The sequence below is a fragment of the Serratia sp. CY52157 genome, assembly GCF_052168495.1.
In the GTDB taxonomy this organism is placed as follows: Bacteria; Pseudomonadota; Gammaproteobacteria; order Enterobacterales; family Enterobacteriaceae; genus Serratia; species Serratia ureilytica.
The window spans coordinates 773316-785415 of the sequence record NZ_JBJNMO010000002.1 but is presented as its reverse complement, the minus strand read 5'-3'; the positions used below and the strand labels follow the sequence as shown (position 1 = coordinate 785415).

Genomic DNA, 12100 nt, shown 5'->3' with positions numbered 1-12100 from the left:
TCCCGCCGACGAAAACGATCGCGGGGCGGCGGGGATCACCGGCCGCCCCGCCGCTTCAATACAGCATCGGCCGCCGATCGCGATGCACGTGATTGTGGCGGCCGATGTGCTTGTCATCGGCAGCGCCGATATCCATCGATGCCAGCACCATGCCTTCGCCTGTCAGGCTCTGCGTCAACGGATAGCCATCGGCGTCGACGATCACCGAACCGCCGATCCACGCAACGCCGCGCTCCGTTTCGCAACGATCGCACACCGCGATGAACAGCCGATTGACGGCGGCGTTGGCCTGCGCCTTCACCATCTCCGCCGGCCGTTCGCCCTGCGGGCGCGGCGCCAGCGGCCAGTTGACCGGCGCGCACAGCAGCTGAGCGCCGGCCAACGCAGGCAAGCGCACCCACTCCGGAAACTCGAGGTCGTAACAGATCATCACCGCCAACCGGCCAAAACGCGTCTCGACGACCGGCGGCGGCCGATCGCCGGCGGTAAAGATCGAACTCTCTTCATGCCACAGGTGCGCTTTGCGATAAATCGCCCTCACCCCCTGCGCATCGATCAACGCCGCGCTGTTGGCCACCTCACCCTCGGGCAGGCGCTCGCAAAAACCGGCGACGATCGCCACATCCAACTCGCGCGCCAGGGCACACCACAGGCTGAGGCTGGGCCCATCTTCGGCCTCGGCCAACGCCCGCGCCTCCGCCTTGTCGCGCAGCACATAGCCGCTGTTCACCAACTCCGGCAACACGATGACGTTGGCACCGCGCTGCGCTGCCCGGCGGATCGCCTGGGCGGACAGCGCCCGATTATGTTCCGCTTCCCCTACCCGCAGCGCCAACTGGCAGCATGCGACGCTGATTTTTTCCTTCACTCCCGTTCTCCTTCCAATAATCCCTCGCAACGCAACGCCACCCGCCGTTCGGCTTCGAGATCGAGCTTTCGGCACATGACGACATAAACGCTCCCAGCCACCAGCAAGCCGATCAGAAAAGCGATATCCGCGCCGCCCAGTAAAACAGCAAAGGGGCCGGTGTAAAAGCCCAACGTCATGAACGGCACCATCGCCAGCAGGCCGATCGCGTAGGCCGTCAGACCGGAGCCGCCCCAACGGCCGTAGATCCCCGCCGGGTTGAAGATTTCACCTATCGCGTAATGCCCGCCGCGCACCACGTAAAAGTCCATCAGATTCACCGCCGTCCAGGGCACCAGGAAATACAGCATCAGCAGCACGAAGGTATTGAAGCTGGCGAGATAGCTCGCCGGGATAGCCAACGCCACCGCGAACACCGTCAGAGCGACGACGCCGATGCCGGCCATGCGTAATTTCAACGTTGGCGTCACTTTACGGAACGCGTCAATCGCGCTGAGGCTGGTCAGCATTGCGCCATAACAGTTGACCGCCATGATACCGACCAGCGAAGGCACGGCGATAAGCACAGCCAGCGTGCCGAACCCCGGATAGATGCCATTCCCCACCGCCTGTACGCTGCCGATCGCATCGGGAGCCGGTAAGGCTGAGGCCAGAAACGCGCCCAGCGACATCAGCCAAAGCGCCGATCCGGCCGCCCCCAGATAAGTCCAAAAGATCACGTTGGCAGACGGCGTTTCATGCGGCAAATAGCGTGAGTAGTCGGAGACGTACACCGCGTAGCTGATTTGATAACCGGCGGCCGCCGACAGCTGAATCAAAAAAGCCGCCCACGAAAAATGCCCGGCGCCGACGACGGCGTCCATCCGCAGCGACAGCACGGCACCGACCGTCAGCACGCCGAACACCGCCATCATCACATAGGTCAGCCAGCGCTGCACCGCATGCAGCATATCGTGGCCGACGATCGCCAACAGCACGGCCACCGCGATCAGCAACGCATACCAGGGCAGACGGTGACCCGGCAATACCGTGTTGATCGCATCGGTCGCGAGAATAACGTTGAACACGTTGAAACCGATGTAAACAAACACCACGGCGGCAAAGGGAACGATGGCGCCACGCAGGCCGAATTGGGCCCGCGACTGGATCATCTGTGGCAGCCCCATGCGCGGCCCCTGATTGGCATGACACGCCATGAAGAACGTGCCGAACCCCACGCCGACGACAATGGCCAGCATTGAATAAAGCGCGCCCAACCCCAACGCCGGGCCGGTGAAACCGACCACCATCGTAGTCAAAACGAAATTACCGGTGAACCAAAACGGCGCCTGATGCCAAACCTTGCCATGCCGCTCGTGACGGGGCACATAGTCTATCGAGCGCACTTCAATTTTTGGGCGTGGCGCCACATTGCGATTGTTCATGTCCCACCTCGTCGTTTCAACGCTCGGTTTGGGTCTGCAGCTGCGGCGCCGGGCGGCTCAGCAAGCTGCCCAACACGAAGGCGACGCCGCCGCCCAGCAGACCGCCGTAGATCGGGCTGTTGGCGTCGATGCCGTGCCAGATCATCAGCCCCACCACGCACAGGCTGCCGGCCAGCATGCTGGCGATGGCGCCGGCGCTGGTGGCGCGCGGCCAGAAGATAGCCCCCACCAACGGGATCAGCATGCCGCCCACCAACAGGTTGTAAGCCAGCGTTAGCGCCGCCAGCACGTCGCGCACCACAAACGCCAGCCCCAGCATGACCGCGCCCATGAAAAGCGTGGTGAAGCGCCCGGCGGCCAGCCCGCCAGAAGGTTTACGGCGGATGGCCGGCAACACGTCCTCCAGCGCGATGGTCGAAGAGGCCAGCAGGCAGGCGCTGGCGGTGGACATCAGCGCCGCCAGGGCCGCCGCGGCCACCAGCCCGCTGACGCCGACCGGCAACACCGCTTGCGCGATGGCGGCGAAGGCGCCGTCGGTATTACTGAGCGACGGCAGTACGATCTTGCCGGCCATGCCGATCAGCGCGCCGGTCACGCCGTACAGCACGCAATAGACGCCCGCCCCCAGCCCGGCGAAGCGCGCCACGTTGGCGCTGCGGGCGGTGAACACCCGCTGCCAGATGTCCTGACCGATCAAAATGCCGAAGAAGTAGATCAGGAAAAATACCAGAATAGTATCCAGCCCGATCGACGACAGCTGGTAGTAACCGGCGGGCAGCAGGCTCGTGAACGCCTCCCAGCCGCCGGCCTTGACGATGCTCATCGGCATCAGCACCAGCATCATGCCGACGGTCATGATGATGAACTGAATGATGTCGGTCAGCGTCAGCGACCACATGCCCCCCAGCGTCGAATACAGCACCACCAGCCCGCCGCCGAGCAGGATAGACGCGCTGAACGACAGGCCGAACATCACCTGCATCACGCTGCCGATGGCGATGATCGAGGTCACCGCCACCATCAGGTCATACGCCAGCATGATCGCGCCGCTGGTGACCCGCGCCGCCGGGTGATACCGCCGCGACAGCACCTGGCTGACGGTATACAGCTTCAGTTTGAGCAGCGGTTTGGCCAGCACCAGACTCAGCACCACAATGCCCAGCCCGAGCGCGCCGCACAGCCAGACGCCGGAGATGCCGTAGGTGTAGCCGAGCTTGACGCTGCCGATGGTCGACGCGCCGCCGAGCACCACCGCCGACAGCGTGCCCAGATACAGCCCCGGCCCCAGGTTGCGCCCGGCCACCAGATACGCCTCTTTGGAGTTGGCGCGGCGAATGCCCATCCACCCCACCGCGCCTATCACCAGAAAGTAAATCACCACAACCAGCAGATCGAGATTCATGGGTACCTCCACTCCTTTGTTATTGTTATCAGGGGGCCCGACGCAACCGCTCCGCCGGCAGGGTCAGTACGACGGCCTCAGCGGGCCGGCAGCACGCACAGCATTTCAAACAGCAGGTTGGCCGCCAGCAGCGCCGTATTGCCGGAGCGATCGTAAGGCGGCGACACCTCCACCACGTCGCCGCCAATCAGGTTCAGCCCACGGCAGCCGCGCACGATCTCCAGCCCTTGCCAAACCGACAGTCCGCCGACCTCCGGCGTGCCGGTGCCCGGCGCGAAGGCCGGATCCAGCCCGTCGATATCGAAACTGAGATAAACCGGCGCATCGCCCATCTGCTCGCGGATCTCCGCCATCAGCGGCGTCAGCGACCGATGCCAGCAGGCTTCGGCCGGCACCACGCGGAAGCCCTGGCGCCGTGACCAATCGAAGTCATCCGCCGCATAGCCGCTGCCGCGCAGACCAATCTGCACCACTTTTTCCGGCGCCAGCAGCCCCTCCTCAAACGCGCGGCGGAAGGTGGTGCCGTGCGCCAGCTGTTCGCCAAACATCTCCTCGTTGGTGTCGGAATGCGCATCGACGTGGATCAGCCCGACCGGGCCATGTCGATGGGCGATGGCGCGCAGCACCGGCAGCGTCAGGGTGTGGTCGCCGCCGAGCGTCAACGGCGTGCAGCCGTGCGCCAGGATCTCGCGGTAAGCCGCCTCGATGCGCCGTACGCTGTCCGCCAGGCTGTAGGGGTTAATGGCGACGTCCCCCAGATCGGCCACCTGCAGCCGTTCGAATGGGGCGGAGCCGGTGCCCATGTTGTAGGGGCGGATCATCACCGACTCCTGGCGGATCTGGCGCGGGCCATAGCGGGTGCCGCTGCGATTGGAGGTGCCGATATCCAGAGGAATGCCGACAAAGGCGGCGTCCAGACCACGCGCCTGATCGGCGGCGGGCAGGCGCATCATGGTGGGGAGACCGGCAAAGCGCGGCATGTCGTTGCCGCTTTGGGGTTGGTTCAGCATGGCGTTTCCTTGTCTTGGGCTTGCGATAAATTGAAACATTTAAGCAACATTCGCAGACTACCCCGTTGACCGCACCGGCTACCATTCCCGCTTTTGCATGTAAACATCGAAAAACACGATGTAACTAACCCATTGAAGTGTTGATTTTTATTTCAATCTCATGCCATAAGAAAGTCCATATCTTCAGCGCCGCGCCTATTTCTTCAATGTTAAAAATGGGTTAAGCGGCCGACGTTCTGCGGAGGGGGCGATGCTCACTAACCTAAGCGATATCGATCTGAAGCTGTTGCGGGTGTTCGTCGCGGTGGCGGAAGCCCAGGGCGTCAGCGCCGCACAGGAAACGCTGCTGATGAACCAATCCACCATCAGCACCCATCTGGCCTCGCTGGAAACGCGACTGGGTTTTCGCCTGTGCCAGCGCGGGCGCTCCGGCTTCCGGCTGACGCCAAAAGGGGAACGCATGCTGATCGCCTGCCGCTCCTTGTTCAACGCCGCCCGCGACTTCACCCGGGTCAGCCAGTCGCTGAACGGCCTGCTGACCGGCGATCTGCAAATTGGTTTGGTGGATAACCTGGTTTCACTGCCGGGCAACCCGTTCAGTCAGGCCATCAAGCACTTTCAGCGGCGCCACCAGGACGTGCAATTGCAGTGCCGCATCTGTTCACCGAACGAGATTGAACAAGGGCTGCTGCACCGGCAGCTCGATCTGGGCATCGGCTACTTTGGCCAGCAGTTGGAGGCGTTGCGTTATCAACCGTGGCTGGAGGAGACGCAGGCGATCTATTGCAGTGAGGATCACCCGCTGTTCGCGGTGGAAGAACCCGAGCGCGAGCAGATTGAAAACGCGCGCTGGGTCAAACGCGGCTACCTGCTGGCGCAGCAGCTGTGCCCGATCGCCCCGCCGCATCTGGCCGCGGTGGCCCACCACATGGAGAGCGTCGCCCATCTGGTGCTGAGCGGCACCTGTCTCGGTTATCTGCCCACCCACTATGCGGCGCGCTGGGTGGAGCAAGGGCTGCTGCGGCAGTTGGGCGGCGCGGCGCTCTCTTACCGCGCCACGCTCAGCCTGGTCAGCCGCCCCGTCCAACCCGACGAGGCGTTGAACGCGCTGTTGGAGGATTTGGCGCGCGCCGGCGAAAAAAAGCCCCGCATGTGCGGGGCCTGACGGACGTTAACTGACCGGCATGCGCGCCGGATCGGGATACTGGTATTCAAAACCCAGCTCGTTGCAGATGCGGTTGCCGTCCACCAGCCGCTCATCCTGTTCCGCTTCGTCGGCAAACTGCGGCGGCTCCAGGTGCAACTGCTCGGCCAGGGCCGGATAGAAATCGCGCTTGGCCGGATGACGCGGCGCGCACAGGTTGTACACGTGGCCGCCCTTCGGCAGCTTGAGCAGCAGTTGGATGGCGGCGATGACGTCGTCCTGATGCACCAGATTCACCCCCTGCGAGCCCCCCTTCACATCGAGTTTTCCCGCCAGGAAGCGGCCTGGGTGGCGATCGACGCCCACCAGCCCCGCCAGGCGCAGAATGTCCACCGAGGTATTCGGCAGCTCGTGCAGCCAGCGCTCCAGCTCGGCCAATACCCGGCCGGACGGCGTGACCGGCCGCAGCGGCGACTCTTCGCGCAGCGTGCCGGCGGTTTCGCCATACACCGAGGTGGAACTGGTGAAGATCACCCGCGGCACGCCGAAAGCCATTGCGCTGTCCACCAGCATGCGCACCGCATTGAAATAGTTCTCGCTGCCTTCGACGGTGCGGCGCGCGGGCAGCGTGACCACCAGCGCATCCACGCGCAGCAACGACGCCAGATCGTCCGGATCGCAGATCAATTCCGGCGTCAGCTCCAACTGATAACATTCAATGCCGCTCATCCGCGCGGCCTCGACGCCGTCCGGCGTGGTTTTGCTGCCGACCACGTCGTACCCGCGGCCCATCAGCGACAACGCCAGCGGCATGCCCAACCAACCCAGACCAATAATGGCTACCTTTTTCATCCTCTTCCTCTCCTGAAGATCGCAGCGCCCTGCCCTTAAGGCTACGCCACTGCGCGCGGCGATACAATCTGACCGGCTTAAGGTTAGGTAAAGCCGTGTGTGGCTAATAACTCAACCTGTTTCAATAAATTAAATTTATGACGATAAAAAAGAGTTGCACGGCGGACAGCGGATAGTTTAGCTTAATTGCCATACGGTTTTTTACCGACTTTTGCTGAGAGAAAACACCATGACACGCGTTCAGTTCAACCACCATCATCACCATCACCCTGACTAGTCTTTCAGGCGATGTGTGCTGGAAGACGGTTTGTTAATCTTCCAGTGGCGCGCAGAACGCAAGAGAAAGCCCTCGGAAGATTTCTTCCGAGGGTTTTTTTTTGGCTCCGGACAGACAGAAAGAATAGTTTTTACAATAAATTCATAAAATTACAGATTAAACAGAGGTTACCATGCTGGACAAGACACGTTTACGGATCGCAATGCAGAAGTCGGGCCGCCTGAGCGATGAATCCCAGGAACTGCTGGCGCGCTGCGGCATCAAGATTAACCTGCAGCAGCAGCGTCTGATCGCCTTCGCCGAAAACATGCCGATCGATATCCTGCGCGTGCGCGACGACGACATTCCGGGTCTGGTGATGGACGGCGTGGTCGATCTCGGCATCATCGGCGAGAACGTGCTGGAAGAAGAGCTGCTCAGCCGCCGCGCACAGGGTGAAGACCCGCGCTACTTCACCCTGCGCCGCCTCGATTTCGGCGGCTGCCGCCTGTCGCTGGCCACCCCGCTCGACGCCGAATACGCCGGCCCGCAAAGCCTGCAGGACGCCCGCATCGCCACCTCTTACCCGCACCTGCTGAAGCAATACCTCGACAAACAGGGCGTGCGCTTCAAATCTTGCCTGCTGAACGGCTCGGTGGAAGTGGCGCCGCGCGCCGGCCTGGCCGACGCCATCTGCGATCTGGTCTCTACCGGCGCCACGCTGGAGGCCAACGGCCTGCGCGAAGTCGAGGTGATCTACCGCTCCAAAGCTTGCCTGATCCAGCGCGACGGCGAAATGCCTGAAGCCAAACAGCAGCTGATTGACCGCCTGATGACCCGCATTCAGGGCGTGATCCAGGCGCGCGAATCCAAATACATCATGCTGCACGCGCCGAGCGAGAAGCTGGACGAGATCGTCGCGCTGCTGCCGGGCGCCGAACGCCCGACCATTCTGCCGCTGGCCGGCGCGCAGAACCGCGTGGCGATGCACATGGTCAGCAGCGAAACCCTGTTCTGGGAAACCATGGAAAAACTGAAAGCGCTCGGCGCCAGCTCGATTCTGGTGCTGCCGATTGAAAAGATGATGGAGTAACGCCATGTCGACCTTCAACACGCCGATCGATTGGGCGACGTGCAGCGCCGAACGCCAGGCCGAGCTGCTGATGCGTCCGGCGATCGCCGCTTCCGACAGCATCACCCGCACGGTGAATGAGATCCTCGACAACGTGAAGGCCAACGGCGATCGGGCGTTGCGCGACTACAGCGCCCGTTTCGACAAGGCGGAAGTCTCGACGCTGCGCGTCAGCGCCGAGCAGATCGCCGCCGCCGCCGCGCGGTTGGGCGACGACATCAAACAGGCGATGGCGGTGGCCGTCGCCAACGTGGAAACCTTCCACAACGCGCAGCGACTGCCGCCGGTGGACGTCGAAACGCAACCGGGCGTGCGCTGCCAGCAGGTGACCCGCCCAATCGACTCGGTGGGACTGTATATTCCCGGCGGATCGGCGCCGCTGTTCTCCACCGTGCTGATGCTGGCGACGCCGGCGCGCATCGCCGGCTGCCGCCGGGTAGTGCTGTGCTCGCCGCCGCCGATCGCCGATGAGATCCTGTATGCGGCGCAGCTGTGCGGCGTGCAGGAAGTGTTTCAGGTCGGGGGCGCGCAGGCGATCGCCGCCCTGGCGTTCGGCACCGAAAGCGTGCCGCGCGTGGCGAAGATCTTCGGGCCGGGCAACGCCTTCGTGACCGAAGCCAAGCGGCAGGTCAGCCAGCGCCTTGACGGCGCGGCCATCGACATGCCGGCCGGTCCTTCGGAAGTGCTGGTGATCGCCGACGCCGGCGCCACCCCGGCATTTGTCGCTTCCGATCTGCTGTCGCAGGCCGAGCACGGCCCGGATTCGCAGGTGATCCTGCTGACGCCGGACGCGGCGATGGCGCAGGCGGTGGCCGACGCGGTGGAAAGCCAGCTGGCCGAGCTGCCGCGCGCCGACACCGCCCGCCAGGCGCTGGCGAGCAGCCGCCTGATCGTGGCGCGCGATCTGCCGGAGTGCGTGGCCATCAGCAACCGTTACGGCCCGGAGCACCTGATCATTCAGACCCGCAATGCGCGCGATCTGGTGGACGGCATCACCAGCGCCGGTTCGGTGTTCCTCGGCGACTGGTCGCCGGAGTCCGCCGGCGATTACGCCTCCGGCACCAACCACGTGCTGCCGACCTACGGCTACACCGCCACCTGCTCAAGCCTTGGGCTGGCCGATTTCCAAAAACGCATGACGGTGCAGGAGCTGACGCCGCAGGGCTTCAGCAACCTGGCCGCCACCATCGAGACGCTGGCTGCCGCCGAGCAGCTGATCGCCCACAAGAACGCCGTGACCCTGCGCGTCGCCGCCCTGAAGGAGCAAGCATGAGCATCGAAAAACTGGCGCGCGCCAACGTTCGCGAGCTGACCCCTTATCAATCGGCGCGCCGCCTCGGCGGCAAGGGCGACGTATGGCTGAACGCCAACGAATACCCGATCGCCCCGGAATTCCAACTGACCGCGCAAACCTTCAACCGCTATCCGGAGTGCCAGCCGGCGCAGGTGATCGAACGCTACGCCGCCTATGCCGGGGTCAAGAAAGAGCAGGTGCTGGTCAGCCGCGGCGCCGATGAAGGCATCGAGCTGCTGATCCGCGCCTTCTGCGAGCCGGGCAAAGACGCCATTCTGTTCTGCCCGCCGACCTACGGCATGTACGCCGTCAGCGCCGAAACCTTTGGCGTGGAGCGCCGCACCGTAGCCGCCAAAGAGGACTGGCAGTTGGATCTGCCGGCCATCGCGGACAGCCTGGACAACGTGAAACTGATCTACGTCTGCAGCCCGAACAACCCGACCGGTAACCTGATTGACCCGGACTCTCTGCGCAGCCTGCTGGAGATGGCCAAAGGCAGAGCGATCGTCGCGGTGGACGAAGCCTATATCGAGTTTTGCCCGCAGGCCTCGGTGGCCGGGTGGCTGAGCGACTATCCGCACCTGGCTATTCTGCGTACGCTGTCGAAGGCCTTTGCGCTGGCCGGCCTGCGCTGCGGCTTTACGCTCGCCAACGAAGATCTGATCGCCCTGCTGCTGAAGGTGATCGCGCCTTACCCGCTCTCGACGCCGGTGGCGGATATCGCCGCGCAGGCGCTGAGCGCCGAAGGCATCCGCACCATGCGCCAGCGCGTCACCGACATCGCCGCCACCCGCAGCTGGCTGCAGCAACAGCTGGAAAAATGCGCCTGCGTCGAGCAGGTTTTCGCCAGCGACAGCAATTACCTGCTGGCCCGCTTCACCGCCTCAAGTAATGTGTTTAAAAGCTTGTGGGATCAGGGCATTATCTTACGAGACCAAAACAAACAGCCCGGGTTGTCCGGCTGCCTGCGCATCACCATAGGCACCCGCGACGAATGTCAACGCGTGGTGGACGCCTTGTCCGCCCTGCCCGGCGCCAACCAGACTCGCCAGGAGCCAATGTGAGCCAAAAAATCCTCTTTATCGATCGTGACGGCACGCTGATCGCCGAGCCACCGGAAGATTTCCAGGTTGACCGCCTGGACAAGCTGGCGCTTGAGCCGGACGTGATCCCTTCCCTGCTGGCGCTGCAACAGGCGGGGTATCAGCTGGTGATGATCACCAATCAGGATGGGCTCGGCACCGCCAGTTTCCCGCAGGAAACCTTCGATCCGCCGCACAACCTGATGATGCAGATCCTTAACTCGCAGGGCATTCAGTTCGCCGACGTGTTGATCTGCCCGCACCTGCCGGCGGACAACTGCGACTGCCGCAAGCCGAAGACCGCGCTGGTGAAGGGTTACCTCGAACCCGGCGTGCTCGATACCGCCCACAGCTACGTGATCGGCGATCGGCCGACCGACGTGCAGCTGGCGGAAAACATGGGCATTCAGGGGCTGCGCTACCAGCGCGGCGTGCTGGGCTGGAAAGAGATCGTGCGCCAGCTGACCCTGCGCGACCGTCATGCGCGGGTTAACCGCGTGACCAAAGAGACGCAGATCGATGTCAACGTCTGGCTGGATCGCGAAGGCGGCAGCAAAATCAAAACCGGCGTCGGCTTCTTCGACCACATGCTGGATCAGATCGCCACCCACGGCGGCTTCCGCATGGAGATCGACGTCAAAGGCGACCTGTATATCGACGATCACCACACCGTAGAGGACACCGGCCTGGCGCTGGGCGAAGCGTTGAACAAGGCGCTGGGCGACAAGCGCGGCATTGCCCGCTTCGGCTTCGTGCTGCCGATGGACGAGTGTCTGGCGCGCTGCGCGCTGGATATCTCCGGCCGCCCGCACCTGGAGTACAAGGCCGAGTTCAACTATCAGCGCGTCGGCGATCTCAGCACCGAAATGGTCGAGCACTTCTTCCGTTCGCTCTCTTACACCATGGGCTGCACGCTGCACCTGAAGACCAAGGGCAAAAACGACCACCACCGGGTCGAGAGCCTGTTCAAAGTGTTTGGCCGCACGCTGCGCCAGGCGATCCGCGTCGAGGGCAATACCCTGCCGAGTTCGAAAGGAGTGCTGTGATGAACGTGGTGATTTTGGATACCGGCTGCGCCAACCTGGCCTCCGTCACCTACGCGGTGCGGCGCCTGGGCTATCAGCCGGAGGTGAGCCGCGATCCGGAGATCGTGCTGCGCGCCGACAAGCTGTTCCTGCCGGGCGTCGGCACCGCGCAGGCGGCGATGGATCAGCTGCGCGAGCGCGATTTGATCGAACTGATCAGGGCCTGCACGCAGCCGGTGCTGGGCATTTGCCTCGGCATGCAGCTGCTGGCGGCCAGCAGCGAAGAGAACGGCGGCATAACGACGCTCGGCCTCATCGATACGCCGGTAAAGCAGATGACCGACTTCGGCCTGCCGCTGCCGCACATGGGCTGGAACCAGGTATCCGCGCAGGCGGGCCACCATCTGTTCCGCGGCATCGATGACGGCGCCTACTTCTATTTCGTTCACAGCTATGCGATGCCGATATGCCCCAGCACCATCGCTCAGGCGAACTACGGCGAGCCCTTCACCGCCGCCGTGCAAAAAGACAACTTCTTCGGCGTGCAGTTTCATCCAGAACGATCTGGAGCGGCCGGCGCGCAACTGTTGAAAAACTTTCTGGAGATGTAG

General features: G+C 63.4%; 12 protein-coding genes and 1 other annotated feature. Of the genes, 7 read left to right on the top strand and 5 right to left on the bottom strand.

Features of this window, described 5'->3' with window-relative positions:
- Positions 1 to 55: 55 nt before the first annotated feature.
- The 4 genes from ACJ8IP_RS13505 to speB all read right to left on the bottom strand — a co-directional run bounded on the left by ACJ8IP_RS13505 (position 56) and on the right by speB (position 4704).
- The gene (locus ACJ8IP_RS13505; protein WP_147837830.1) at positions 56 to 868 is read right to left on the bottom strand and encodes a nitrilase-related carbon-nitrogen hydrolase; all 813 of its coding nucleotides are present in this window, start codon (positions 866 to 868) and stop codon (positions 56 to 58) included.
- Positions 865 to 2292 (bottom strand): purine-cytosine permease family protein, encoded by a 1428-nt coding sequence (locus tag ACJ8IP_RS13500; protein WP_442524424.1) that lies wholly within the window; start codon positions 2290 to 2292, stop codon positions 865 to 867. The genes ACJ8IP_RS13505 and ACJ8IP_RS13500 overlap by 4 nt, the downstream gene beginning before the upstream one ends.
- A gap of 16 nt (positions 2293 to 2308) precedes the next feature.
- Complete coding sequence (locus ACJ8IP_RS13495; protein WP_069100902.1) at positions 2309 to 3694, bottom strand: sodium:solute symporter; 1386 nt, start codon at positions 3692 to 3694, stop codon at positions 2309 to 2311.
- 77 nt (positions 3695 to 3771) lie between these two features.
- Entirely contained in the window at positions 3772 to 4704 is a 933-nt protein-coding gene (gene speB / locus ACJ8IP_RS13490; RefSeq protein WP_046686736.1) for an agmatinase, read from the bottom strand.
- Between the two features lie 250 nt (positions 4705 to 4954).
- Here speB and ACJ8IP_RS13485 point away from each other — a divergent pair, with 250 nt between their 5' ends.
- On the top strand, positions 4955 to 5869 hold the full coding sequence (locus tag ACJ8IP_RS13485) for a LysR family transcriptional regulator (protein ID WP_096242091.1): 915 nt from the start codon (positions 4955 to 4957) through the stop codon (positions 5867 to 5869).
- Between the two features lie 6 nt (positions 5870 to 5875).
- On the opposite strand, the gene ACJ8IP_RS13480 is transcribed toward ACJ8IP_RS13485, so the two are convergent.
- On the bottom strand, positions 5876 to 6700 hold the full coding sequence (locus tag ACJ8IP_RS13480) for an SDR family oxidoreductase (protein ID WP_342174851.1): 825 nt from the start codon (positions 6698 to 6700) through the stop codon (positions 5876 to 5878).
- 229 nt (positions 6701 to 6929) lie between these two features.
- Here ACJ8IP_RS13480 and hisL point away from each other — a divergent pair, with 229 nt between their 5' ends.
- From hisL to hisH, 6 genes are all read left to right on the top strand, one after another.
- Positions 6930 to 6977 (top strand): his operon leader peptide, encoded by a 48-nt coding sequence (gene hisL / locus ACJ8IP_RS13475; RefSeq protein WP_100396937.1) that lies wholly within the window; start codon positions 6930 to 6932, stop codon positions 6975 to 6977.
- Positions 6953 to 7079 (top strand) — a sequence feature (His leader region). Its footprint overlaps the gene before it by 25 nt.
- A gap of 70 nt (positions 7080 to 7149) precedes the next feature.
- On the top strand, positions 7150 to 8049 hold the full coding sequence (hisG, locus tag ACJ8IP_RS13470) for an ATP phosphoribosyltransferase (protein WP_015377256.1): 900 nt from the start codon (positions 7150 to 7152) through the stop codon (positions 8047 to 8049).
- A gap of 4 nt (positions 8050 to 8053) precedes the next feature.
- Positions 8054 to 9361 (top strand): histidinol dehydrogenase, encoded by a 1308-nt coding sequence (gene hisD, locus ACJ8IP_RS13465; protein WP_042784060.1) that lies wholly within the window; start codon positions 8054 to 8056, stop codon positions 9359 to 9361.
- Positions 9358 to 10446: a histidinol-phosphate transaminase gene (hisC, locus tag ACJ8IP_RS13460; protein ID WP_072627990.1), complete on the top strand. Its 1089-nt coding sequence runs from the start codon at positions 9358 to 9360 to the stop codon at positions 10444 to 10446. The genes hisD and hisC overlap by 4 nt, the downstream gene beginning before the upstream one ends.
- Positions 10443 to 11510, top strand: coding sequence for a bifunctional histidinol-phosphatase/imidazoleglycerol-phosphate dehydratase HisB (hisB, locus tag ACJ8IP_RS13455; protein WP_164106168.1), 1068 nt, complete (start codon positions 10443 to 10445; stop codon positions 11508 to 11510). Before hisC ends, hisB begins: the two co-directional genes overlap by 4 nt.
- Complete coding sequence (gene hisH, locus ACJ8IP_RS13450; protein ID WP_021504315.1) at positions 11510 to 12100, top strand: imidazole glycerol phosphate synthase subunit HisH; 591 nt, start codon at positions 11510 to 11512, stop codon at positions 12098 to 12100. The genes hisB and hisH overlap by 1 nt, the downstream gene beginning before the upstream one ends.